The sequence below is a fragment of the Natrinema sp. 1APR25-10V2 genome (assembly GCF_031626495.1).
GTDB lineage: Archaea > Halobacteriota > Halobacteria > Halobacteriales > Natrialbaceae > Natrinema.
This window is the reverse complement of the sequence record NZ_JAMQOJ010000003.1, coordinates 290,024-313,847: the sequence shown is the minus strand read 5'-3', so window position 1 is coordinate 313,847 and position 23,824 is coordinate 290,024. Positions and strand designations below refer to the sequence as shown.

The following is a 23,824-nucleotide window of genomic DNA, read 5'->3' as shown; positions in this document are numbered from 1 at the left end:
CTCCTCGAGGAACCGTCCGCTCTCTCACCGGCAGTAGACGACGCGATACGACCGCGGCGTGCGTCGGGCCACCCGGCTCGATCAGGTAGCGGTTCGGCACCGATGCATCGTCGGTCTTCGGCAGAAGAGCCGGCTACGAGCCCGTTTCGACGAGTTCCGCCTCACCGTGCGTCTCGTCGACGGCGGTGACGCGGACCGTGGCCTCGATCGCCGCCACGTCCGCCTCGAGAAAGAGGACGAAACCGCCCTCGGTTTTACAGACGAGTGTCCCGTCGGATTGCTCGTCGACGATGTCGACGGCGACGGTATCGCCCGGTTCGGGTTTCCCGCCGAGGGACTCCCCGCACCGCCAACAGTCAGTGTCGTACTCGGCGGTTCCTTCGGGAGCGTTGTTCGCCCCACACCGAGGCGTCTCACACTTGATAAAGGAGTCGTGAACTCCGGGCTGGTAGCGTCCCACAGTAGTCCGTTGCTTCTGCCACCCAAAAGCGTGCCGCTCGTTCCGCGAAACTGCGTCGTCCGCCGTTCACAACGGAGTGATCGTCGAGCGCGGCACTCGCCGAAATACGTACGCTACCGAGATGAACTCCGAAAGAAAGGAACAACCCGCAACCCGATACGGATGCCGATTCACAGCGTTCGAGGATGAACGGTCTCGAACCGGATACTTACCAAGAAGTTTTACCAGTTCCGCGCCGCATTAGTGACGAGATGGAAACGCCCCCGCCAACTGACGCGGAACTCGAGTCCCGGATTCGCCAGCAGGAGGTCGTCGCGGACCTCGGGCAACAGGCGCTGGAAACGGGGGACATCGATCAGTTGATGCACGACGCCTCGGTGGCCGTCGCCGACACGCTGGACGTCGAGTACTGCACGGTTCTCGAGTTGCTCCCCGACGGAGACGAGGTCCTGTTGCGTCAGGGCGTCGGTTGGCAGTCGGGACTCGTCGGGACGGCAAAGGTGCCGACCGACATGGATTCGCAGGCCGGATACACGCTCCTGTCGGCGGAGCCCGTCATCGTCGACGACCTCGAGCGCGAGACGCGGTTTTCCGGTCCCGACCTCCTGATCGATCACGACGTGGTCAGCGGCATCAGCGTCGTCATCGGCTCGGTCGACGAACCGTGGGGCGTGCTAGGAACACATACGGAAGCGCGACGGGAGTTCACCGAACACGACGCGAACTTCGTCCAGAGCGTGGCGAACGTCCTCGCGGCGGCGGTCGACCGGGCAGAGACGGAACGACGGCTCCGCGACCGCGAGGCGCAACTCGAGCGGTACCGGACCTACACTGACGAGATCCTGAACGCGGTCGACGACATGTTCTACGTCGTCGACGAGGCGGGACGCTTCCAGCGGTGGAACGAGACGCTGACCGAGGTCACCGGCTACGCCGACGCGGAGATCGAATCGATGCGGCCGACGGAGTTCGTCGTGGAGTCCGATCGGGAACGGCTCGAGAACGGAATCGCGGAGATCTTCGAAACCGGAAGCGCGCGCGTCGAAGTCGACGTCCTGACCAGCGACGGCAGGGAGATCCCCTACGAATTCGTCGCAGCCCGGCTCGAGAATCCCGACGGAAACCGAGTGCTGGCAGGGATCGGGCGCGACATCAGCGAACGGACCGAACACGAGCGAGCGCTGACCAAGTACGAAACCATCGTCGAGACGATCAACGACGGCATCTACGTCAAAGACGAAGCGGGACGGTTCACGATGGTCAACGACGCCTACGCGGAGCTGACGGGCTACGACCGCGAGGAACTGATCGGCGAACACGCCTCGCTCGTCGTCGACGAGGACACGATCGAGCAGTCGAAAGAGCGGCTGTCGGAACTGGCCGACGAGAACGCGAGTAGCCCCGCCATGGAAGCCGAACTCCTGACGGCGGACGGACCTCGCGTCCCCGCAGAGGGGTCCTTCGCGGCGATCGAGACCGACGACGGCGACCGCGAAGAAGTCGGTGTCGTCAGGGACATCACGGAGCGAAAACGGCGCGAGCGAGCGCTCGAGGAGTCGGAACGTCGCTACCGCACGCTCGCGGAGAACTTCCCGAACGGCGCGGTCGGCGTCTACGACGAGGAGCTGCGATACACGCTGGCGGACGGTGCCCTCCTCGGCGAGCGCCTGCCCAGCGGGGACCGCCTCGAAGGGAATCCCCTCCCCGAGATCTTCTCCGACGAGACGGTCGCGGACCTCGAGCCGGTGTTCCGCGCCGCCGTCGAGGACGGGATCACGACCAGTACGACGACGACGTTCGGCGGCTACGACTGGCGGGTGTGGGCGACGCCGCTCCGGAACGCCGACGGGGAAATTTCCGCCGGCCTGAGTTTCGCGCAGGACATCACCGAGCAGGTCGAACGCGAGCGCCGACTCGAGGAACTGGTCGATCGGCTCGAGGCGTCGAACGAGCGGCTCGAACAGTTCGCCTACGCGGCCTCTCACGACTTACAGGAGCCCCTGCGGATGGTGACGAGCTATCTGCAACTGCTCGAGAAGCGCTACGCCGACGCCTTCGACGAGGACGGCGAGGAGTTCCTCGCGTACGCGGTCGACGGGGCCGAGCGCATGCGCGAGATGATCGACGGCCTCCTCGAATACTCCCGCGTCGAGACGCGAGGGGATTCGTTCGAGCCGACGGATCTGAACGAGGTTCTCGAGCACGTGCTCGCGGACTTGCAGGTCCGGATCGAAGAAACCGACGCCGAGATCACGACCGCTGACCTCCCCCGCGTCGAGGGCGACGCCAGCCAGCTCCGGCAGGTCCTGCAAAACCTGCTGTCGAACGCGCTCGCGTACAGCGGCGACGAGCCGCCGCGAGTCCACGTCGACGCGAACCGGCGCGACGACGAGTGGGCGATTTCGGTTCGCGACGAAGGGATCGGCATCGCACCGGAGAACCACGACCGGGTGTTTACGGTGTTCGATCGCCTGCACAGCCGCGAGGCGTACGACGGGGCGGGCATCGGCCTCGCGCTCTGCGAGCGGATCGTCGAACGCCACGGCGGCGAGATCCGGGTCGACTCCCGGCCCGGAGAAGGCGCGACGTTTTCGTTTCCGCTCCCCGCCGCGAGCGAGGACGAGAGCGATCGGTGACACTTGTCGAAAAATAACTGACGGAACGCCCGTCAGTCGTCTCCGGCCGCTGCCTGTTGTTCCTTCACGTGTTCGACGATCTCCGCCGTCTCGGAGGCGAACTCCTCGTGATCGACCTCCGCGCCGTGAAGGACCGACGAGAACAGTCGCACGTTGCCGGCGACCGCGATCGCCTCTTCGAGTTCCGGTTCCGTTACATCCTCGAGTTTCGCTTCCTCCCGGTGGAAGTGAACGCAGTACGGACACTGGATAGCTGCCGCGGCGCTGAGTGCGGCGAGCGCTTTCTCCCGCTGCGCGAGCTTCGTCTCCTCGAGTTCGAGGTCACGGACGATCCCCCAACTGTGGTCTGCGGCCGGTTCCGGTAGCGCCGCGAGCCAGCTCGGAACCCGCCCGAGGTACGCTTCTATCTCCGTTTCTGTCTCGGTAGATACCATGTGGTCTCACCCCCCGTGGATTTCGTGCTCGTCGCCGATGCGTCGGGGCGTCGGGACGACAGTGGAAACCCGTGGTTCGTACGGTTCGGAGAGCAATCAAACTCACACACAAGCATTTGATACGGAACGCGATGGATTTGACACCTTTCGTCCTAACGACACGGCCGGTTCGACCCGGACGTAGGCATCGAAACGCGAGCCCGGGAACAGGCGACGAAGCGCAGCCGAGGACGCTGCTCAGTCCATCGGATGAACGTCGGTCACCGTCCCGACGCCCTTGCTCCGACCCTCGCGGAAGACGAACTTCTGGCCCTCCTCGACGAGGTACGGGCGGAACTTGAACCGGACGGTGGTTTCCCCCGTATCGCCGGGCAGCAGCCGGCCGTTCTCGGGGTAGAAGGCCGCGGCCTCGGCGATCGTCTCGAGGTGGACGACGGGTTCGTACCCCTCGCCGATGCGGGTCGGGTGGTTGAGCACCATGACCTCGGCCTCGAACTCTCGGACCGGTTCGGGGTCGGCGTCGCGAGGCAGCAAGACCATCCCACGTTCGATGGCGCTTTCTTTGATCCCCTTGAGGGCGATGCCGACGATCCGGCCCGCCTGGGCCTTGTCGACCCGGTGGTAGTGCATCTCGATCGAGCGGACCTCGACTTCCTGAAAGCGGCCGTCGGACATGGGTCCGATCAGGAGTTCGTCGCCGGCCTCGATCTCGCCGGCCATCACCGTCCCCGAAGCGACAGCGCCGACGCCGGTCACCGAGTAGCTGCGGTCGACGTACATCCGGAACTCGCCGGTGTCCTGGGACGTTTTCGGAAGCCGGTCGAACAGTTCGTCCAGCGTCTCTAATCCTTCCATCGTGATCGCGCTCGTTTCGACGATGGGGACGACCTGTTCGCTGATCTCCTCGACGGCGGCGTCGACGCCGTGGCGGGACACTCGGAGCGGCGATTTGTCGACCTCTCGGAGGAGCCGCTCGACCTCCCGTTCGACCTCTTCGATGCGCTCGTCGTCGACGAGATCGGTCTTCGTGATCGCGACGATCGTCGGGAGGTCGGTCGCGAGCAACACGCCGAGGTGTTCCCGCGTGGTGCGAGTCGGACCGTCGTCGGCGGCGACCGTCAGCAGCCCGTAGTCGAGTTTCTGACCGACGAGTCCGCGGATCGTCGTCCGGAGCCACGGCTCGTGGCCGACGGTGTCGACGAAGGAGACGAGCCGATCGGCCTCCTGAACGACCTCGGCCCGATCGGCCTTCCGATTGGGATTCCGAACGTGAACCGGTCCGTCGTCGTCGAAGCCGTAGACCGCGTAGGAGAGGTCCGCCGAGAGGCCGCGCTCGACCTCGTGGGGCTGGACGTCGAGGAACGCGCGCGTCGCTCCGTCCCCATCATCGGGTTTGCCGGTGACGAGCGACCCTACTAGCGTACTCTTGCCGTGGTCGACGTGGCCGGCGGTGCCGACGACGACGTGTTCGTCGTCCGTTTCGAGGACGCCGCCCTCTCGAACTTGGGCGACACCGACGAGTCCGTCGTTGATCCCCCACGTCTGCACGTCCTCGATGTGTGCGTCGGCCTCCTCGGCCAGCAGCGAGAGGACGTCCATCGTCTCGGAGAAGGTGTCGGGATCGACGCCGGCGAGGCCGCCGTCGTCCGTGACGCCGACCACGTAGGTCGCTTCGCCGTCGCCGGACAGCAGGCGGTGACGGAGTTGCGCGGCCAGGCTCTCCCGTCGTCCACCCTCGAGGTGGACGTCTCGTGACAGTCGTTCCTTGAACTCGACGTTGCCACCGTCCTGTTCGCCACGGTCCAGGGCTCGCTCGAGGAGAGCCCGGTCACGGCTCATATTCCCTGGTAAGGAGGCACACGGCAAAAGCCTTCGCGTATGTTGACAATGTTTGTCATGGTACAATTGCCGAGCCGCGGAAAACTACGCCGGCTCCTGCTCGGTCGCCCGTCCCGGCCATCGGATGGATCACGACTGCCGGGCTCGGTTTCAAGCCGCTCGAGTCCGTACTGCGACCCATGAGCGTCAGCGGCCTCTGTCAGATCTGCGAATCACGCCCCGCACAGGAGCGGTGTCCCAACTGCGGCACGCTCGCCTGTGAGCTCCACTACGACGACGAACTGGGGTTGTGCGCCGACTGTGCCGCGCAGGCCAAGCCCGGTCAGTCCGAGGACGTGGACATCAACCGGTTCTGACCCCGCGAGCCACGAACCCGTGACTTCCATCCGCGACCTGCTGAGCGAATCCCTCGGCATCGGCGAGACCTATCGCCTCCGGCTCGAGCAGCGCGACGGCCAGCTCGTCGCCGCCCACCCGAACGACGCCAGCCCGATGGACATCGCCGTCGTCGAGGGGCTGGATCGGCTCGAAGAACGTCCGCCGACGGAGCCCGTCGCGGTCGAGATCGTCGCACGAGTGGTCGACGATCGGATCGCGGGGCGGGTGGTGGACGCCGATCCCGACGGTGCTGCGAAATCGGACGACGCCGAGACGAGTCGCTAGTTCTCCCGGTATCGGTTGAGTCGCTTCTTCAGCCGCTTCGCCGCCTGACCGCTGGCGCTGGCGAACTCCTCGCCATCGTCTTCGCCCGCGAAAATAATTCCGCGCGAGGAGTTGACGAGCCCGACACCGTTCGCGAGTCCGTGCTCGACGGCCGCCTCGGCGTCGCCGCCCTGTGCCCCGATTCCGGGGACGAGGAAGGGCAGGTCGGGCACCTGCTCGCGCAGCTCCTCGAGCTCTTCGGGCTGGGTCGCACCCACGACGAGCCCGACGTTGTCGTTCTCGTTCCAGAGGTCTGCCAGCGCGGCGACCCGCTCGTAGACGGGTTCGCCGGTCTCGAGTTCGAGGTCCTGCAGATCCGATCCACCGGGATTCGACGTCCGACAGAGGATGAATACGCCGGACTCCTCGTCCGCCAGGAACGGCTGCAGCGAATCGCGGCCCATGTAGGGGTTGACGGTGATGGCGTCGACCGTCTCGAGCAGTTTCGCGTACTGGCGAGTCGTGTTTCCGATGTCGGCGCGTTTGGCGTCAAGCAGGACGGGAACACCCTTGCCGTGGGCGTAGGCGATGGTCTCCTCGAGGGCGGCCCAGCCGTCCGGATCCTCGTAAAACGCGGCGTTGGGCTTGAAGACGGCGGCGTGCTCGTGGGTCGCGTCGATGATGCGACGGTTGAACGCCCAGCGGGGGAGGTCGTACTCCTGCAGGTGGTCTGGAATGCGCGACGGGTCGGGATCGAGCCCGACGGAGACGACGCTGTCGACCGTCCGAATGCGGTCGTGCAAGCGGTCGAAGAAGTTCATGCCGGCAGTGGCTCCGCGACGGTCGAAAAGGTTGCTATCCGTCGGCCGACGGGAGCGAATCCGGCCGACGCGAACGTGACATGGTACACCTAGCCGTTCCAAATATTTTAGACATCAGTTACTTCGCTCGCTCGCTAGTGTACACCGATATGGGAATTCGACAAAACGCAACGTCGCTCTCGCAGCGCCTCCGTAAACGGGTCCGATCGACGTTGACGAACGAACCCGAAACGGCGGTCGACGAGACGGATCGCGGCGACCGCGATAGCGGGTCCAGTGTCTCGGACTCGTTCGGTAATCTCTTCCATTGCTCTCGGTGCAGTGTCGTCTACATCGCCGCGGAGAAACGCATCTGCTCGGAGTGTGACGAGGAAGTCGAGCAGGTGCGATCGACGCTGGCCTGTCGGGGGCCGTAGCCGCCGGCCAGCGCGCTGTCGTCGGCGGGCTACCTTTCAACAGCGAGAGAGTCCCGCCGTTCACGGCGGGCGTGAATCGCGTACACTCCAGTGAGGAACCACCGCGTTACTACTTGTCTTGAGTCTCCAACGTGTCGAGGCCAGTTTCCAGCGCCACAACATACGCCTCATCGAGTGAGGGGTCGTTTGCTTCGGCGTAGTCTTTTATCGGCCCGTGAAACGCGTCGGAAATGGCGATTACTGGCCTCATCGGTACACTCCGTACTTGTCGCGGCTATTCTCTGCGTGGTGTGGACTCTCCTCATCACAGTCAGGACAGACGAACAGGTAACTCTCAGGTTCCTCTCCGTGTTTTTCTTCAAATCGGTCTCGTGCCGCTTCTTGGTCTTTGAATAGCCCAATCATATCGACGGTCATCCACTCGTCGCTGGTTCGACCACAAATGTAGCAGGTAAGTGGCGTTTCAGTCGCCATACGCCATAATAATTATTTGAATTAAATGAGTAAAAATATTGTAGCATGAAGCGAACCAACACGTTTGCCGTACGACCGCTCTCCGAAACCGGAGAGCAACTACTACGGGACCTGCTGGACGCTTCTGCCGCTCTCTGGAACGAAGCCAACTACGAACGGCTCATGCGGTACAACGGCGAGGATGGCTTCGAGGACAACGTGTGGGACGCCGATACAGGCCGACTCGAAGGGAAATACAAAGGCGTTCTCGGCGCTTCCACCGCCCAACAGGTGATACGGAAAAATAGCGAAGCATGGCGTGGATTCTTCGAGAACAAGAACGCGTATCACGATGAGTCGGATAGATCGGTCACTGAACACCCGGAACCACCGGGATTCTGGGGCAACAAAGACGATGGTCGCAAGCTGCACACCGTCATTCGCAACACGTCGTACACCGTCGACTGGGGCGAGCGGTCCCGACTTGAGATACTGGTTGGAAGTGAGTTGAAAGACCGATACGACCGCACCGGGCGTCTCCGGCTGGAAATTGCTGGCAGCCCGGATTGGCCTGATTACGACAAACAGGGCCGGTTGGACCTGTGGTACGACGAGACTGATAGCACCTTCCGGACTTCGCAACCCGTGACTGTTTCTGACGACGCACGGGCAACTCCACTGGCCTCAGAGAAGGCCGCTCTGGACATTGGTGCCAACAAGCTCGTCGCCTGTACCACCACGACCGGAAAACAATATCTGTACAACGGCTGTAAGTTGTTCCAGCGGTTCCGTGGGACAACAACAGAGATCGCTCGGTTGCAGTCGAAACTTGAGGAAGATCAGTACAGTAGCGAGCGTATCCGGCGGCTGTACCGCAAGCGAACTCGTCGCCGTGACCACGCTCAAGAAGCGTTGTGTCGTGATCTAATCGAACGATTGTACGACGATGGCGTTGAAACCGTGTATATTGGCGGGCTGACCGATGTCCTCGAAACTCATTGGTCAGTGGAGACGAACGCCAAGACGCACAATTTCTGGGCGTTCAAGCAGTTCACCGAGCGACTGACCTGTACCGCCGAAGAGTACGGTATCTCGCTCGAGGTTCGGTCAGAAGCGTGGACGAGTCAGGAGTGCCCGCAGTGCGGGGGCACAGACCGAACGACACGGCATCAGGACACGCTCACTTGCCCGTGTGGGTTCGAAGGGCACGCCGACCTCACGGCATCAAAAACGTTCCTGAAGCGGCACACAAGCAAAGCAGTCAGGCCGATGGCACGGCCTGTGCGGTTCGAGTGGAACGACCACCGATGGTCGGAGTCACCATGCTCTCATGAAAATCCCAAAGAACAGCGCACAGACCCGAGTACTGTCCACCGTGACAGGAATGTTGCCTCCGGGGAGTCTCAGGCAGTCTGAGACTCCCACGTCGGAGAGGAAACCGCGCTCTTCAGGGCGCGGAGGATGTCATGCTTCGAGTATTTCGATCAGGTTCCCTTCGGGGTCCCGCAGGAACATGATTTTCGTGCCGCTCTCGGTCGTTCGCGGCCCGCTGATCGTCGGCACGTCGCCGGGCAGGGTCTCGGCGAATCGATCGAGATCGTCGACCGAGAGACCGACGTGCGTCGCGCCAGGCTGGTTCAACTCTGCCGCAGGAGATCCGCGTGCCTCGGGGTCGTACTCGACGAGTTCGATTCGCGTCCCGTCGGCCTCGAGGTGAGCGAAGTCGGCGCTCGCTTCGTCGACCCCGACGGCGTCGGCGAACGCCTGACCGCCGACGCTGAATCGATCGGCGACCTCGAGATCGAGGGTGTCCCGGTAAAACGCGAGCGTCTCCTCGAGGTCCGCGACGGTGATGCCGACGTGGTGTGTACTGAGGGCTGCCATACTCTGGATCGCTCGAGCGCGGGGAAAAACGCTTTCGTCCGTGCCGTCCGGCGGTCCGCTCGTCGGCGTACGTCTTCCGGAGATCGCACCGACCGTTCGCAGCGATTTACGAACGCGATGCGCGTCGCTCCGCCGCCGCGAACAGGTCGTCGTTCAGTGAGTAGATCTGCTGTCTGGCGTCGGCAAAGGATATCTGTGAGGTGACGAGGTCGTGTTCCTCGAGTTGGGTGAGCGCGTAGCGGACCGTCCGAGCGGGGAGCATCGTCTCCTCGGCGAGTCGGGACTGCGTGAGAGAGCCCTCGTGCGCGAGGACCGTCAGCACGAGTTTGGCGCTCGGAGGAGTCTCGTCGACGGCGTCCGGAACAGTGTCGGTGGTGAGAACGACCTGATCACTCATCTGGCGATACATCGCAACGGACCGCCTTTAATCACACCCTGCAATGTATCGGGTCTGCACAGCCGCCACCGGACGACCGCCGGTCGGTGAGACGCGAGTCGTCAGGGTCGCAAGCGTTAGACTCCGAGTTCATCGGCCAGTTCGTGGAAGCTCCCGATCGTCAGATCCGGGTCGCCGGCGATCGGCTCCCACGGCCGGCCCTTGCGGTCGACCCACGCACCCTGCATGCCGGCGTGTTTGGCGCCCATAACGTCGTACCAGCCGGCAGTGACGTGGACGATCTCGTCGATCGGCGTGCCGGTTCTGCCGGCCGCGTGGCGGTAGAGGTCGGCTGCGGGCTTGTACGTCTCGATCTCGTCGGCACTGATCGTGTCTTCGAGGAGGTCGTCAACGTCGGCGTGGGCGACCATCGACGACAGCATGTCGGGATCGCCGTTCGAGACGACGTAGCAGTCGTAGCCGCCGTCGCGGAGGCGCTCGATACCGTCACGAACGTCGTCGAAGACATCGAGTTCGTGGTAGACCGCCAGTATTTCGTCGCGCTCGTCTTCGGTGACGTCGGCGTCGAACACGTCCAGCGCGTACTGGAGCGCGTCGCGGTTCATCTCGTAGAACGGCTGGTAAGCGTCGACGTGGTTCGCGACGAGGGTGTACTCGAGCGAGCGTAGTCGCCACAGGGTCGAGACGGGGCCGGGATCGTCGACGTGATCGGCGAGCGCACGGATGGCCGCCTCGACGTCGACGAGGGTGCTGTAGGAGTCGAACGTGATCGTCGTGACGCGGTCGGAGTCGAAAGTCATTCGGGCGGAACGTCTGCACGAGGCGTAATAGTTCCCGCGCGCGCTCTCGACCCGTCGCGGCTGGAATAAGGGGAGCCGACGGCGTGAAACTAATTGGGGGCAGCCGCGGTGTCCCCGACCGCAACTCACGTCACACCGAAGACGTATCCCGAGACGGATGGTGCGCAATCACGTACCACATCTTCAGTTCGAAACCACGGCCGCAGTCGATTCGGCGTAGAAACGCGCGTTCGCCGGCGAGATCACGGACGCGTACGTCGATCGGATGGCGACGGGGACCGGCCACGTCGCGGTTACAGTCCGCGCCCTCGATATTGCCTCGTTCTCGCTGGGTCGGCTTGATCCCGGCGAGGACGCGGTGATGCTGAACGCGGACATCAGGGCCGGACGGTCGTTCGAACAGCGGCGATCGTTCGTGAGCGGCGTCGAAGGCGGCGCTCACGAACGGTGGGGTGTTCCGACCGAGAACATGTACGCCGTCGTCACCGAGCACGACGGCGACCGGTTCCACAAGTACGACCGCGTGCTCTCGTCGTGGGGAGGACACGAGGCCGAAGACGGCGCTGGTCGGCGGTGAGAAGTGCCGAAACGGCCGGGCGTCAGCTACTCGCCGAACGGATCCCGGTAGTCGTTCCGGATGAAGTACCGGATCCAGTTCGCGTAGGTGCGGTCCGCGGGGTCGTCCGCGACCTGTTCGTAGCGGATCGTTCCCTCCTCGTCGATCACGTAGACGGCTGCAATGCCGGTGAGGCCGTGGCTCGTCTCCTCGGTGCCGCTGTACTGGTCTGCGACCTCGCCGTCGGGATCGGCCTGCAGTTGGATCTCGAGGTCGTAGCGGTCGCGCATCTCGGCGACCCGCGGCAGCGGATCGGTCACGATCGGCAGGACGTCGACCTTCTCGTGGAACCAGAGGTCGTAGGCGACCTCGCTGAACGTCTGGAGCTGTTCCGCACAGAAGCTGCACCAGTGACCGCGGTTGATGATAACGATGGCCGGGCCGTTCTCGAGTCGATCGGAGAGCGATACCTCGCCGCCGGCGGTGCTCGGGAGCGTGAAGTCGGGTGCTTGCTCGCCTTCGAGTCCCATACCCCGATGAGCGTCCGCGGTGGGGTATGTCCGTGGCTTGAACGTGGAAGCAAGGGCCGGTCGACGTTGCTCCGTGCTCGTCGGGCTCGGGCGCGACTCGCTCGAGCCTCAGCTCGGTTCGATCCAACCGGTACCACGGTGCTGTGAACCGTCGCCGTGTTACGATTCGAGGAAATCGCTGGCGAGGTCGGGAAAGATCTGATCGGCGAAGTGGACCGCGAGGACGACGACGATCGGACCGAAGAACAGCCCCCACCAGCCGAAGGCGAGCGTCCCGAGGAAGTAGCCGAGCAGGACCAGTCCCATGTGGACGCCGCTCCGCGCGGAGAGGTACGATCGCGCGAAGAAATCGGGGATCGTGTCGACGACGACGAACGTGAGGGCGAGGAAAGCGAACGGGTGCCACAGTGGCGTCGGCGTCGTAACCGCGACGCCGAGCAGGAGCAGCCCGTAGGGGACGTAGACGATCTTCATGCCGACGGCCGGGACCAGCGTCCCGATCCCGATGAGCAGCGAGAGCAGTATCGGCACCGCGACGACGGCTCCGCTCGAGGAGAGGACGTTGAGCCCGTAGAACGAGACGGCGGCGACGCTGGCCGCGACCGCGATAACCGCTACGTTACTGACGAAAACCGTCTCGAGGTCGCCGTCGGCCGACTCGGTGAACGAGACGATGTCGTCGTCGTAGTCGATGCTCTCGTAGAACCACCGCCGTAACTTGTGATCGTCCCGCAGGAGATAAAAGAGGAAGGTGAGCATGAGAAAGAACTGGGCGAGGATCGAAAAGACGGTCCCGACGATCGACCGCAGCTGTCCGACGACGCTCGGCACGCCCTGACGGAGGGCGCTGCCGAGCGAGCCGCCGGATCCGCCAGCGATCGCGTCCCGAAGCCGATCGATATTTCCCTCCCTGGCCAGCCGCAGATACGGCTGGAAGAGCGACCGGTACGCCCCGAGATCGCTCGCGGCGAGGAACTGATCGAGTTCTCTGAGCGCGACGACGGTCGCGTAGGCGACGACGGCCAGCATGGGGACGATGACGAACAGTATCGTGGCCGTCGCCGTCACGTTCGGGTGGTCGATGTAGCCGTCGAGCCACCGGTATAGCGGCCGCGTCGCGTAGTAGACGAAGATCGCGAACAGAAGCGCGCCGAAGTATCTGTAGAGGGCGAGCGCGATCAGCGCTGCGATGACCAGCCCCAGCGCGATCCAGACGAGCCGCGTCCCCTCACGACCGCGAAAACCGCCCATAGGCGGTTTCACGGGTCTCGAGGGGAAAAATGCCGGTCTTGAGATAGAATGCGGTCATCGACGCGTGAGTGTCACGTCGAGCGACCGGGTCCGATCGAGCGCCCTCGCGTTCCCGACCGGGACGGTGCGGGAGACGACGCGGTCCGCCGTCAGCCCTCGAGTTCGTCCGCGAGGTCGTGGAAGCTCTCGATCGTCAGGTCGGGGTCCATTTCGTACGGTCCCCAGAGAGTGTCCTGCCGGTTGATCCAGACGCCCTGCATTCCGGCGTGAATCCCGCCGGGCACGTCCCACCAGCCGCCCGCCACGAAGGCGATATCCTCGATCGGCGTCCCGATCCGGTCGGCGGCGTAGCGGTACAGTTCGGGTTGCGGTTTGAACTGCTCGATCTCGTCGGCGCTGACCGCGTCTTCGATCAGCCCGCCGAGGTCGGCGTGTTCGAGCAGCGACTCGAGCATTTCCTCGCTGCCGTTCGAGACGATGTAGCAGTCGTAGCCCGCGTCGCGCAATCGCTCGATGCCGTCGTGAACGTCGTCGAAGACCGGCAGTTCGTGGTACGTCGAGAGGATCTCCTCGCGCTCGTCCTCGTCGACGTCGACGCCGGCCGTCTCGAGGGCGTACTGCAGCGCACGGCGGTTCATCTCGTAGAACGAGTCGTACTCCTCGATGGCGTTGCCGACCATCGCGTACGACAGCGATCGTTCACGCCAGAGCTTCGCGACGAGGTTCGGATCGTGGTCGTCGACGTGCTCCGCGAGCGGCTCGGAGACGCCGGAGACGTCCACGAGCGTTCCGTACGAGTCGAACGCGATCGTCTCGACTGCCTCGGGGTCGAACGACATAGCGATCGCTACCCCACGAACGTCGAAATAGCTTGGTCCGGCTCGCGGAACGCGGGCGGCCCCGGAACTGATAGACGTCGCGGTCGACGTGCCCGTATGGACCGGAGCAAGCAGCTGTACGAGCAGGACGCGACCGGCTGGCAACGCGGCCTCTACGAGGACATCAAGACGACCTTTCGCGCGCCGATCGTCAACTGGTACTTTCGATCGCTGACGGCCAACGAGCCCGCGTTCGCGCGCTACATGTGGGGGCAGATCAAGCCGCTCTTCCAGACCCGCGAGTTCGGCCGGTACTCCGTCGGCTATCGCGACGCCGTGCTCTCGGCGATCGAAGGCGGCCCGACCGACCTGCCGCGCTACCGGCGCGCCGACACCGACCTCCGACCGGCCGAGTGGCGCGAGCTCCGGGGCCAGATCGCGACCTTCGACATCGTCGCGCCGCGACTGGCGCTCACGTTCGCGGTCTGCGATCGGGCGATAAACGACGAACTGCCGGACGCCGACCCGGACGGCGCGCCGTCGACGGTGCCCCTTCCCGCGTGGCTCGACCGCGACCGCGGTCGGTCCGTGACGATGCTCGAGGTCGGCGACGTTCCCGACGACCTCTCCGAGACCGTCGCCGATATTCGGGAGTTCCACGGCTTCGAGAGCGGACTTCCGAGCATCTACCGCTGTCTCGCGCAGTGGCCGGGCTACCTCGAGCCGGCGTGGGCCGATCTCGAGCCGGTCCTCGAGAGCGAGGCGTTCGAACGAGGCTGTCACGACGCGGACGCGGTCGTGGACGACCACCTCGAGCGGCTCCCGTACACGCCGCGGCTCTCGCCCGCCGACTTGGCGGAGCAGGGGTTCGACGACGAGACGATCGACGAGCTCCAGCACTACGTTCGGGCGTTCAACCGAGGGGCCACCGGAATGGTCCTCCAGACCATCGTCACCTACGCGGCGACGCTCGACGCGGGCGGCGAGCGGTCACTCTGACGCGTCGCCGGCCGGCGCACGCTGAGGCCGACGCTCGAGGCGAGCGGCCCGTCTCCCCCGGAACAGCGTTTTGGGGCCGGCCGTCGTCCCTCGGCCTATGACGCACACAGCCGTCATCGCCGGCGTCGGTCCCGGTCTCGGAGCATCGCTCGCCCGCAAGTTCGTCGACGAGGGCTGTCAGGTGGGACTGTTCGCCCGCTCGGACGACTACCTCGAGGAGCTGTCGGCCGACCTGGGCGACGACGCGGTCGCCGTCCCGACGGACGTCACCGATCCGGCACAGGTCGAGGCCGGGTTCGAGGCAGTCCGCGACGCGTTCGGCCCCGTCGACGTCCTCGTCAACCACGCGAGCGGCGGGTCCTGGTCGGGCCTCCGAGATATCTCGCTCGAGGAGTTCGAACGGGCGTGGCGCACGTCGGCCTACGGCGCGCTGCTGTGTTCGCGGGAAGCAGTCGACGACATGCTCGCCGGCGACGGTGGGACGGTCGTCTTCACCGGGGCGACTTCCGCGGTCCGCGGCCGGGGCGGTGCGATCGGCTTCAGCGCCGCCAAGTTCGCCGTTCGGGGGATGGCGGAATCGATGGCGAGAGAGCTCGGTCCCGAGGGAATTCACGTCGCCCACGTCGTGATCGACGGCGGGATCGCGACGCCGTCGGTCCGCGAGTCCCAACCCGACCGCGACGAAGACGAGTTCCTCGATCCGGACGCAATCGCCGACTCCTACTGGCATTTGGTCGAGCAGGACCGGTCGGCGTGGACGCTCGAACTCGACCTGCGCCCCCACGTCGAGGAGTTCTGAGCGGCCGCGGTATCCAAGGGCCCCGAGTCCCCTCCGATGCTCAGACGTGGCATACCGTTATCACGTCTGGCGCCGATCCTCCACTATGACGCGCGTCGCCTTGATCGCCCACGACGAGAAGAAACCGGACATCATCGAATTCGCTCGCGCCCACGAGGAGCAACTCCAGCAGTACGACCTGGTCGGAACCGGGACCACGGGAAAGCGGATTGCGGACGAGACCGACCTCGAGGTCGAGCGGAAGGCGTCGGGGCCGCTCGGCGGCGACCTGATGATCGGCGCCGAAGTCGCGGCAGACCGGCTCGACGGGATCGTCTTCCTCCGGGATCCGCTGCGGGCGCAGGCCCACGAGCCAGATATCTCGGCGCTGTTGCGGATCTGCGACGTTCACGACACGGCGCTCGCGACGAACCTCGCCTCCGCGACGTTTCTCATCGAAGGGCTCGCCGAGTAGCGTCTCCGCGGTCGACCAGACGGGGTATACCGCCGGTCATGTTGTCTTCGGACTTCGCTGCGGGCATGCTATTTAATACGGCGGCTTCGAACGTCTCCGTATGACCATCTACGAGAGCGACCTCCCCGGCGTCGGGAAGAAGTTCGAGGTCGACCTCGAGGACGGCGAGCAGCTCGTCATCGTGACCCACAACACCGGGAAACGAGAGGTGTACCTGAAAGCGGATCCGGACGCCGACGGCGACAAGCTGTTCGAGGTCTCGGACCAGCTCGCCCGGAAGATCGGCACGATTCTGGAGGGGGCGTACTTCCAGCCGGTCGAGACCGAGCAGGTCGAGACGATGCTCGGCGACGACACGTTCCTCGAGTGGTACGGCGTCACGGACGAGTCCGAAATCGCCGGGAAGAGCATCGCCGACGCGCGAGTTCGCCAGCGTACCGGCGTCTCCATCGTCGCGATTCAGCGCGGCGACGACCTGATTTCGCCGCCGACGCCGGAGACGGCCATCGAAGTCGGCGACACGCTTGTCGTCATCGGCGAGCGCGAGGACTGCGCCCGGTTCGAGGAACTGCTCGGTGGCGAGCGAGAGGAGTGATCGAAACGGATGCTCCCAGCCGGAGGTGAGCGGTAGTGGCGACTGAGACGGCGCTCGTCGACGTCGGACTCCTCTTTGCAGCGGTCGCACTCGCCGGCGTGCTGGCGAGCCGGATCGATCAGTCGGTGATCCCGCTGTACATCCTCACCGGCATCCTCATCGGATCGAACGTCCTCGGCGAACTGCCCGCGCTGGCCGGCAGCGAGGTCGGGATCGGCGGGTACACCGCCACGGTTCCCGAGCTCACGATCGGCGGCGTCGACCTCCTCGCGGCGCTGGGGGGACTCGCGCTCACCGACACCGACTTCGTCGTCGTCGGCGCGGAGATCGGGATCGTTCTCCTACTGTTCTTCCTCGGCCTCGAGTTCAACCTCGAGCGGCTGCTGGCGAGCCGGAATCGGATCGGAAAGGCGGGATCGGTCGATCTCGCCGTCAACTTCGCGATCGGATTCGGGTTCGGCTATCTCGTCTTCGGCGGTCTGCTCGCCGCCATGCTGACCGCCGGCATCGTCTACATCTCCTCGAGCGCCATCATCACGAAGTCGCTGCTCGATCTCGGCTGGATCGCCAACGACGAGGCCGAACCGATGCTGGGGATCCTCGTCTACGAGGACCTGTTCATCGCCGTCTACCTGGCGATCGTGTCGGCGCTCGTCCTCGGCGGCGGAGACGTCGCGGCGGCCGCGGGGCAGATCGGGATCGCGATCGGCGTCATCGTCGCCCTGCTCGCGCTCGTCTCGTACGGCACCGGCTTCTTCCAGCGGTTCCTCGACGCCGACACCAACGAGTTCGTCGTCGTGCGCGCGCTCGGCGTCACGATCCTCGTCGCCGGCATCGCGTACGCGCTGGGCGTCAGCGAGGCCGTCGCCGCCTTCTTCGTCGGGATGGCCTTCTCCGGGACCGATCACGTCCACGATCTGGAGCGGCTGCTCGAGCCGATCCGGGACGCGTTCGCGGCGATCTTCTTCGTCTGGATCGGGCTCGTCACCGATCCGAGGCTGTTCTCGCCGTCGGTGCTCGCCACCATCGCCGCAGCGGCGGTCCTGACGGCGCCGGCGAAGATCGTCAGCGGCTTCCTCGGTGGGAAGATCTACGGTCTCGACGACCGCCGATCGGTCCGGGTCGGCCTCGGCATGGCCACCCGCGGCGAGTTCTCGCTGATTATCGCGAGCCTCGCGCTCTCGGGGGCCGGTACCGGCATCGCGACGGGCACAGCGGAGACGATCTACGCGTTCGCCGTCGGCTACGTCCTCGTCATGAGCGTCCTCGGCACCTCGCTTATGCAACACTCGAGCCGGATCGAACCCGCCGTCGTCGGCCTGCTCGAGCGGCACGGCGTCGGTTCCGCTCGACCGGTGGAGGAATGAGTCAGTTGTCCCACCGTCGAACCGGGAGCGAACAGCGTCGTTTCTCCCTTCACGATGACTCTGAACAGTCTATAGGACGGTAAATCGCGGCTCTCAACTCGTTTCCACGAGACGACGTGTAACCGATACTCGAAGAACGAGACGTTCCCCGACGGACAGTACCCGTCCCGGCGAAAGCCCGTCACTTAATCGTTCAGAGCCCCTATCGGTGATGATTGGAGGGTATTCGATGCGTGCGCTCCGGGACATCGAAGGACTCAGTCCGCAGAATCTCACGAAGCGACAGCGACTCCTGCTGACGTTCGTAGCCGGTCTCAGTCTGACCGTTCTCTTCTACACGATCGTCTACAACTGGGGAATGTCTGCGCTCGAGGACCGTCCGCAGTCCGTCTTTCGGTCGTTTCAGACGGTAGTCGAAACGATGACGACGACCGGGTACGGCGCGGACTCGCCGTGGTCGACGCCGGTAATGAACGTGCTGATGGTGACGATCCAGTTGAGCGGCGTCGTCATCGGATTCGTCACGCTGCGCGTCCTCGTCATTCCGCTCTTCGAACGGACGCCGCTGAACCTCGACGACCGACTTACGAGCAAGAACGACCACGTCGTTATCGTGGAGTACCGGCACGACACCGAGATACTGCTCGATGAACTCGAGGAACTCGGTATCGACTACGTTCTCATCGAATCCGACGAGGATGAGGCGAAGCGCCTCTCGGACGACGGCTATCAGGCTATCAACGGCGACCCGGAGCAACGAGCCGACCTCGACCGGGCGGCGATCGAGCGAGCCACCCTGCTCATCACCGACGCCGGCGACGAAACGGCGAGCGTCGTCCTCACTGCGCTCGAAGCGAACGAAGACCTCCGAGTGATCAGTTTCACGGAGTCGACGCGCCGCAAGGCGGCGCTCGCGGAGGTCGGCGTCGACCGGAGCGTCGCTCCACATGCACTGATCGGGCAGCGACTCGCGGAGAAAGCGGTGACCCCCGTCACGGTCAACGGACGGTCCGAGGGGGACGAGGTCGACGTCCGCGAGATACTCGTCCGTCGCGATAGCCCGCTTCACGGCGTCCGCGTACGCAACTCACCGATCGTGAGCCATCCGAACTTGACGCTGGTCGCCGGGTGGTTCGACGGCGTATTGCACCTGCCACCGTCACCTGACGATCGACTCAGGCCGAACACCGTGCTGGTGGTCGCCGGGCCGGCGAGCGAGCTCGACGAGTTCGCGAACGAGACCGCCGGCGTCCGGTCGCGACGCGTCACGGCTCCGTCACACATCATCGTAGCCGGATTCGGAGAAGGCGGAACCGCAGCCGCCGAGGCGCTCCCGTCGGGCGTTTCGGCGACGACCGTGGACGAATCGGCGGATCGAAATCCCGATCTCGTCGGCGATATTACCGAACCCGAGACGCTTCGCGAAGCCGGCATCGACGACGCCTCGGCACTGGTCGTCACCGTCGACGACGACTCGACCGCCCTGTTGACAGTCGCAATGGCTCGGTCGCTTTCGGACGAGACAGAGATCCTCGCTCGAGTGACCGACGGCGAGAAGACGAAGGCGGCGTTCAGAGCGGGTGCCGACTACGTCCTCTCCATTCAGCAGGTGGCCGCTCGCCTGGCCGCGACGGAGGTTCACGGTGAACGAGTGATCGATCCGACGAGTCAGATTCGCCTCGTCCGAGCCGACGCTGCGCCGTTCGTCGGCGAGACGGTAGCGGACGTCCGTCGCAACACCGAACGCGGATGGACTATCGTCGGCGTTTCGCGTGGTGGTACCGTTCGGACCGACGAACGCATCACCGTCGAAGCCGACGACGAAGTGATCGTCGCGGGAAGCGACGGGGCGATTCAGGAGTTCGAGCGAACCGTCGACACGGTATGACCATCGCGTTGTACCACGACGCAGATCAGGGCTAACGACTCCCGGCAGGGCGGATAGTCGAGAAGGAAGAAGACGATCGCAGGAAGCCGATCCCCGTCGACGGCAGTTAGAACGCCGTCTCGAACTCGAGATCCCTGCCCCCCTCCTGAATCAGACGGATATCACCGGGGTCGTCCTCGGCGAGGAGGGTTCGAGAGGCGCATCGGTGGTCTGAGTGCTCATGCGGTGATCAGATCTCGTGTTCCGATGGGTGTGTGATCCGTTTCGAGGAAGTGATCGATCGCTCGCTGGCTCGCCTCTGTTGAGTCGATGGAATCGGTGACTGGGATCTCCCACCTACAGACTCCACACCGAAGCTGAATTTCTGATGACTCTCTCATTCCTCGTCTGCGCCCGCCAGTTCCCCCTCTCCAGCACTGTGCTCGGTTTCGTGGATATCGATGTGCCCGTTTCCGTGGACGGCCACCTCGTATCCAGCGTACTCGAAGGTAACGCGACCAGACCGTCCGTTCTGAAAGAGTGTGTCGAGTGCTTCCGGATTAACCGCCTCGTACAGCGGTTGCATTTCCAGCGGGCTCACGTCGTTTCGCTCGGCGAGCCCCATCACGATCGCCTGGCTCGGAGATGACGGACCGTCAATCGTAACCTCCTCAGAATCGATATCCATTGTCGCTTTATAACGGAACGTGAGGCAAGAAGAGACCGGTTGCCCTGGCACCCCTTTAAGTGCAATTACGGCCGCTGGCTCACTCCGATTCGGTATCGGCCGCCGCAGTTAGCGTTTCGTCGATGAGCCGTCCCGTCGCCCGCCGGAGTAACTTCGAGAGGTTTTGATGGGACATCTCGAGTTCGTCCGCGAGCTCTCGCGTCGAGATCGCGCGTGGAACTTCGTAATAGCCGTAGGAGTTCGCGGCGGTGAGGGCCTCACGCTGGGCGTCGGTCAGTTGTCCGCCCAGATGGCGGGGCTCGTTCGGCTCGGTAAGTCCGAGGAGCGCAAATTCGTACCCCCAGTCGGTCAACACCGTCCGAAAGGTATCGAACTGATCACGGGCCCCGAACCGGATTCGTACCTGCCAGCCGTCAGCAGTGGCTTCCGCGTCGAGAATTGACCCGCCGGTGTCGAGATACGCATCTATTCGCGTTTCGACGTCGTCGCTCCATTCCACCTGATAAAAACACTCGTCGTCGAACGCGGTGGCATCGACGATGTCGTCGACCGACGGATCTTCCTTGAACACCTCGGTGATCCGTTGCTGCTCGGCACGGGTCGCCCACATGCAGGGCATCGTCCATTCGGTGCTATGGGCCGCGATCCGTTCGGCTTCGACCTCGAGGTGCGGTATCCGCTCGAACGTCTCCTCGAGAGAGAGCGCACCGTGCTCGAGTCGAAGCGTCGCGAGTAGCATACCACCGTCTCTCTACTGCTGTCCTCTCAACTCTTTCCCCGGCTATATTTCGCCGTTCTCACCCGTGTCAATCAAACAAGGGACTTAACCTCGACGGCAGTGGATATCGTTTCATGGATTCCCCCGCCGCTTCCGGGCAAGCAGTCGAAATCCTTCTCGTCGACGACAACCCGGGAGACGCGCGATTGATCGAGGAAGCGTTCACCGACGCGCGTATCGCGAACACACTCTCCGTCGTGACGACTGGCCAAGACGCACTCGATTACCTCCATCACCGCGGGGAGTTCGCCGACGAGCCATACCCCGACCTACTCCTGCTCGATTGGCGATTACCACAGATGACGGGGGAGAGAATCCTCGAGGAGATCAGCACCGACGACTTAGATGACCTTCCCGTCATAGTCCTTACGGGTTTCGATATCGAAGAAGAGTTTCTCAGGTCCCACGACCCGAAAGCCGACGCCTATCTCACGAAGCCGGTCGATCCGAGCGAATTTCTCAGACTCGTCCGTTCGTTCGAGTACTTCTGGTTGAGCCTGCTTCGCCAAACCGCGGAGTGAAAGCGGATAGCCGGTTGCCTGGGACGGATTGACGAGAAAAGTCACTACGAACCTGAATTTCGGCTCGAGAAGAGGCCTCTCTGCGATTAGTGAAGAGACCGCACCTAAAATGTGTGGTATTTGCAAACCCACGCAGAGCCGTATTCACCGTTGACCGCGTTCGATCTGTTGAGACAGACACATGAGCGAGTCCGATACACGTATCGAGGAAATTGCCACAGAGGGGTCCCGATCCGCTGTTGAATATGAATACAGCGATGAGATACAGCCAAGCACCGCCGTAGTTCAGGCGATTTGCGTCCTCGAAGACATCGATCCCACGGAGGTACCGACCGAGGTTGGGTTTGTTCTCTACGATCACATCAACCCCGGAGCCCTCGATACCATCTTGGAGAACGATGGAAGAGAAGGAACGACTTCTGTCTCCTTCGAGGTTTCGACCGAACACATCTACTCCGTCGAAATGTACAGCGATGACCGTCTCCTTATCCGCTACGATCGGATCGCGTAATCTGATAACTATTCGGCCGATTCGTAGCCCTCAATCAGGTCGTATCTCTCCCACTTCAGGTCACCCTCCGAAAGCCGTCGGAATTGGTGGTCAGTTGCCCACTCTGCTATGGTCAGTCTGGATAATTCATACGGCCACGGCCCTCATAGTCATCCGCACGGTTGCGAGCGTCATTTTAGTAACGAGACGGTCATTCCGCGAGTCCGAACATCGAATCGGCCGTCTAACTCGTGCTCGAGTTCCCGTTCCGAGCGGCACCGACACGTACCGATCGGAAGGGACACCTTCAACCTTCTCGAGTCCCCTGTAACGCCTATGCCACAGGCGGTCGTCTTCGACCTCGATTACACGCTGGCCGTTCCCCGACGCGATCGGGCGACCATCCTCGACGAGGCCACGACGACGACCGGCGCGCCCTCGCTCTCCCGCGACGACTATCTCGAGGCTCACCGCCGAAACCTCACCACCGAGACTCGCGAACCCATTTTCGCCGATCTGCTCGCGGACAGCGACGCCGACCCGGCCAAGGTCGCGACGGCCTACCGCGAGACGATCGCCGACGACCTCGAGCCGCTCCCGGGCGTCGAGGCCATGCTCGCGGATCTGCGCGGCGAGTACCGGGTCGGCCTGCTCACGAACGGCCCCGTCCGCGCCCAGCGGGACAAACTCGAGACGCTGGGCTGGGAGGACACCTTCGATGCCGCGCTGGTCACCGGCGAACTCGAGGCCGGGAAGCCCGACCCCCGCGCGTTCGAGGCGATCGCGGCGGAACTGAGCATCGAGCCGTCCGAGGCAGTCTACGTCGGCGACGAGGTCGAAGCGGACGTCCGCGGTGCGACCGAAACCGGGATGGCCGCGATTCAAGTCCTCCTCGAGGACGGCCCCGACCCCGATCCGCGCGCCGTCGCGCACGTCGAACAACGGGAGCTCGCAACCGCGCTATCGGGACTCGTCGCCGACCTCGAGGCGTAACCGATCGGTCTCTCGTACTCGCGCCGGGTTTGCTCGAGGCCGTGTCGCGCCGCCGACGGTTCGCGATCGATCGACAGTCACCTCGATAATTGGGAAGAACGGTTTTTGCCGAAAAGCCTCGAGAATCGATCACGATTAGCCCCACTCGATTCGATCGACTCTCGCGGTTCGTCTCGAGAAGTCGACCCGAAGCGCATCGCAGTCGGTATCGTTCGCTACTTCCATCGAGAATCGGTATCACGTTCAGCAACGTCTCTCGACCGGATCGCTCCGGTCCAGTATCGAACGAGCGTCGCTGTGCAGTGCGCAGACCGCGACTCTCGTTTCGCGAACGCT

Annotated in this window: 28 protein-coding genes; 15 read left to right on the top strand and 13 right to left on the bottom strand. The window is 64.0% G+C overall.

Annotated features, from left to right (window positions below; genetic code table 11):
* Positions 1 to 133: 133 nt before the first annotated feature.
* On the bottom strand, positions 134 to 460 hold the full coding sequence (locus tag NDO75_RS10895) for a TRAM domain-containing protein (RefSeq protein WP_310906249.1): 327 nt from the start codon (positions 458 to 460) through the stop codon (positions 134 to 136).
* A gap of 251 nt (positions 461 to 711) precedes the next feature.
* Between NDO75_RS10895 and NDO75_RS10890 the strand changes: the two genes are divergently transcribed.
* Positions 712 to 3,096 carry a PAS domain S-box protein gene (locus NDO75_RS10890; protein WP_310906248.1) on the top strand — a complete coding sequence of 795 codons (2,385 nt, stop codon included), beginning with the start codon at positions 712 to 714 and terminating at the stop codon, positions 3,094 to 3,096.
* Positions 3,097 to 3,128: 32 nt separating this feature from the next.
* Here NDO75_RS10890 and NDO75_RS10885 read toward each other — a convergent pair whose 3' ends face one another.
* Together NDO75_RS10885 and NDO75_RS10880 are read right to left on the bottom strand one after the other, a co-directional pair.
* Complete coding sequence (locus tag NDO75_RS10885; protein WP_310906246.1) at positions 3,129 to 3,530, bottom strand: carboxymuconolactone decarboxylase family protein; 402 nt, start codon at positions 3,528 to 3,530, stop codon at positions 3,129 to 3,131.
* Positions 3,531 to 3,767: 237 nt separating this feature from the next.
* Positions 3,768 to 5,369 carry a GTP-binding protein gene (locus NDO75_RS10880; protein WP_310906245.1) on the bottom strand — a complete coding sequence of 534 codons (1,602 nt, stop codon included), beginning with the start codon at positions 5,367 to 5,369 and terminating at the stop codon, positions 3,768 to 3,770.
* 179 nt (positions 5,370 to 5,548) lie between these two features.
* Between NDO75_RS10880 and NDO75_RS10875 the strand changes: the two genes are divergently transcribed.
* Both NDO75_RS10875 and NDO75_RS10870 read left to right on the top strand, forming a co-directional pair.
* The gene (locus NDO75_RS10875; protein ID WP_310906244.1) at positions 5,549 to 5,725 is read left to right on the top strand and encodes a hypothetical protein; all 177 of its coding nucleotides are present in this window, start codon (positions 5,549 to 5,551) and stop codon (positions 5,723 to 5,725) included.
* A gap of 19 nt (positions 5,726 to 5,744) precedes the next feature.
* Positions 5,745 to 6,032, top strand: a complete 288-nt coding sequence (locus tag NDO75_RS10870; protein WP_310906243.1) for a hypothetical protein — start codon at positions 5,745 to 5,747, stop codon at positions 6,030 to 6,032.
* On the opposite strand, the gene pyrF is transcribed toward NDO75_RS10870, so the two are convergent.
* Entirely contained in the window at positions 6,029 to 6,832 is an 804-nt protein-coding gene (gene pyrF / locus NDO75_RS10865) for an orotidine-5'-phosphate decarboxylase (RefSeq protein WP_310906242.1), read from the bottom strand. The genes NDO75_RS10870 and pyrF overlap by 4 nt on opposite strands.
* Before the next feature lie 149 nt (positions 6,833 to 6,981).
* Between pyrF and NDO75_RS10860 the strand changes: the two genes are divergently transcribed.
* Positions 6,982 to 7,248 (top strand): hypothetical protein, encoded by a 267-nt coding sequence (locus tag NDO75_RS10860; RefSeq protein ID WP_310906240.1) that lies wholly within the window; start codon positions 6,982 to 6,984, stop codon positions 7,246 to 7,248.
* 109 nt (positions 7,249 to 7,357) lie between these two features.
* Here NDO75_RS10860 and NDO75_RS10855 read toward each other — a convergent pair whose 3' ends face one another.
* A complete protein-coding gene (locus NDO75_RS10855; protein ID WP_310906238.1) occupies positions 7,358 to 7,498 on the bottom strand; it encodes a hypothetical protein in 141 nt (46 codons plus the stop codon).
* A gap of 269 nt (positions 7,499 to 7,767) precedes the next feature.
* Here NDO75_RS10855 and NDO75_RS10850 point away from each other — a divergent pair, with 269 nt between their 5' ends.
* Positions 7,768 to 9,117 (top strand): transposase, encoded by a 1,350-nt coding sequence (locus tag NDO75_RS10850; protein ID WP_310906237.1) that lies wholly within the window; start codon positions 7,768 to 7,770, stop codon positions 9,115 to 9,117.
* 48 nt (positions 9,118 to 9,165) lie between these two features.
* Here the strand turns inward: NDO75_RS10850 and NDO75_RS10845 are convergent, their stop codons facing one another.
* The 3 genes from NDO75_RS10845 to NDO75_RS10835 form a co-directional block, all read right to left on the bottom strand.
* Positions 9,166 to 9,585 carry a VOC family protein gene (locus tag NDO75_RS10845; protein ID WP_310906235.1) on the bottom strand — a complete coding sequence of 140 codons (420 nt, stop codon included), beginning with the start codon at positions 9,583 to 9,585 and terminating at the stop codon, positions 9,166 to 9,168.
* 106 nt (positions 9,586 to 9,691) lie between these two features.
* Positions 9,692 to 9,982 (bottom strand): helix-turn-helix domain-containing protein, encoded by a 291-nt coding sequence (locus tag NDO75_RS10840; protein ID WP_310906234.1) that lies wholly within the window; start codon positions 9,980 to 9,982, stop codon positions 9,692 to 9,694.
* Between the two features lie 116 nt (positions 9,983 to 10,098).
* Entirely contained in the window at positions 10,099 to 10,782 is a 684-nt protein-coding gene (locus NDO75_RS10835) for a haloacid dehalogenase type II (RefSeq protein ID WP_310906233.1), read from the bottom strand.
* Between the two features lie 265 nt (positions 10,783 to 11,047).
* Here NDO75_RS10835 and NDO75_RS10830 point away from each other — a divergent pair, with 265 nt between their 5' ends.
* Positions 11,048 to 11,359, top strand: coding sequence for a tautomerase (locus tag NDO75_RS10830; protein WP_310906232.1), 312 nt, complete (start codon positions 11,048 to 11,050; stop codon positions 11,357 to 11,359).
* Positions 11,360 to 11,385: 26 nt separating this feature from the next.
* Here NDO75_RS10830 and NDO75_RS10825 read toward each other — a convergent pair whose 3' ends face one another.
* From NDO75_RS10825 to NDO75_RS10815, 3 genes are all read right to left on the bottom strand, one after another.
* On the bottom strand, positions 11,386 to 11,868 hold the full coding sequence (locus NDO75_RS10825) for a peroxiredoxin family protein (protein ID WP_310906230.1): 483 nt from the start codon (positions 11,866 to 11,868) through the stop codon (positions 11,386 to 11,388).
* 159 nt (positions 11,869 to 12,027) lie between these two features.
* Positions 12,028 to 13,119: an AI-2E family transporter gene (locus NDO75_RS10820; protein WP_310906229.1), complete on the bottom strand. Its 1,092-nt coding sequence runs from the start codon at positions 13,117 to 13,119 to the stop codon at positions 12,028 to 12,030.
* Between the two features lie 149 nt (positions 13,120 to 13,268).
* A complete protein-coding gene (locus tag NDO75_RS10815) occupies positions 13,269 to 13,958 on the bottom strand; it encodes a haloacid dehalogenase type II (protein ID WP_310906228.1) in 690 nt (229 codons plus the stop codon).
* A gap of 96 nt (positions 13,959 to 14,054) precedes the next feature.
* Between NDO75_RS10815 and NDO75_RS10810 the strand changes: the two genes are divergently transcribed.
* The 6 genes from NDO75_RS10810 (at position 14,055) to NDO75_RS10785 (ending at position 20,039) form a co-directional block, all read left to right on the top strand.
* Entirely contained in the window at positions 14,055 to 14,936 is an 882-nt protein-coding gene (locus tag NDO75_RS10810) for a halocarboxylic acid dehydrogenase DehI family protein (protein ID WP_310906227.1), read from the top strand.
* Between the two features lie 97 nt (positions 14,937 to 15,033).
* Positions 15,034 to 15,735, top strand: a complete 702-nt coding sequence (locus tag NDO75_RS10805; protein WP_310906226.1) for an SDR family NAD(P)-dependent oxidoreductase — start codon at positions 15,034 to 15,036, stop codon at positions 15,733 to 15,735.
* A gap of 85 nt (positions 15,736 to 15,820) precedes the next feature.
* Positions 15,821 to 16,189, top strand: coding sequence for a methylglyoxal synthase (locus NDO75_RS10800; RefSeq protein WP_310906225.1), 369 nt, complete (start codon positions 15,821 to 15,823; stop codon positions 16,187 to 16,189).
* Positions 16,190 to 16,289: 100 nt separating this feature from the next.
* The gene (locus NDO75_RS10795) at positions 16,290 to 16,784 is read left to right on the top strand and encodes a TrkA C-terminal domain-containing protein (protein ID WP_310906224.1); all 495 of its coding nucleotides are present in this window, start codon (positions 16,290 to 16,292) and stop codon (positions 16,782 to 16,784) included.
* A 35-nt stretch (positions 16,785 to 16,819) separates the two neighbouring features.
* Positions 16,820 to 18,151, top strand: coding sequence for a cation:proton antiporter (locus NDO75_RS10790; protein WP_310906223.1), 1,332 nt, complete (start codon positions 16,820 to 16,822; stop codon positions 18,149 to 18,151).
* A 229-nt stretch (positions 18,152 to 18,380) separates the two neighbouring features.
* Complete coding sequence (locus NDO75_RS10785; protein WP_310906222.1) at positions 18,381 to 20,039, top strand: NAD-binding protein; 1,659 nt, start codon at positions 18,381 to 18,383, stop codon at positions 20,037 to 20,039.
* Positions 20,040 to 20,415: 376 nt separating this feature from the next.
* Here NDO75_RS10785 and NDO75_RS10780 read toward each other — a convergent pair whose 3' ends face one another.
* Both NDO75_RS10780 and NDO75_RS10775 read right to left on the bottom strand, forming a co-directional pair.
* Positions 20,416 to 20,706, bottom strand: a complete 291-nt coding sequence (locus NDO75_RS10780; protein ID WP_310906220.1) for a HalOD1 output domain-containing protein — start codon at positions 20,704 to 20,706, stop codon at positions 20,416 to 20,418.
* Positions 20,707 to 20,785: 79 nt separating this feature from the next.
* Positions 20,786 to 21,445, bottom strand: coding sequence for a helix-turn-helix domain-containing protein (locus NDO75_RS10775; protein ID WP_310906219.1), 660 nt, complete (start codon positions 21,443 to 21,445; stop codon positions 20,786 to 20,788).
* Between the two features lie 113 nt (positions 21,446 to 21,558).
* Here NDO75_RS10775 and NDO75_RS10770 point away from each other — a divergent pair, with 113 nt between their 5' ends.
* From NDO75_RS10770 to NDO75_RS10760, 3 genes are all read left to right on the top strand, one after another.
* Positions 21,559 to 22,005, top strand: coding sequence for a response regulator (locus tag NDO75_RS10770; RefSeq protein ID WP_310906218.1), 447 nt, complete (start codon positions 21,559 to 21,561; stop codon positions 22,003 to 22,005).
* A gap of 181 nt (positions 22,006 to 22,186) precedes the next feature.
* On the top strand, positions 22,187 to 22,516 hold the full coding sequence (locus NDO75_RS10765) for a HalOD1 output domain-containing protein (RefSeq protein WP_310906217.1): 330 nt from the start codon (positions 22,187 to 22,189) through the stop codon (positions 22,514 to 22,516).
* Between the two features lie 315 nt (positions 22,517 to 22,831).
* Positions 22,832 to 23,488, top strand: coding sequence for an HAD family hydrolase (locus tag NDO75_RS10760; RefSeq protein ID WP_310906215.1), 657 nt, complete (start codon positions 22,832 to 22,834; stop codon positions 23,486 to 23,488).
* Positions 23,489 to 23,824: the final 336 nt, after the last annotated feature.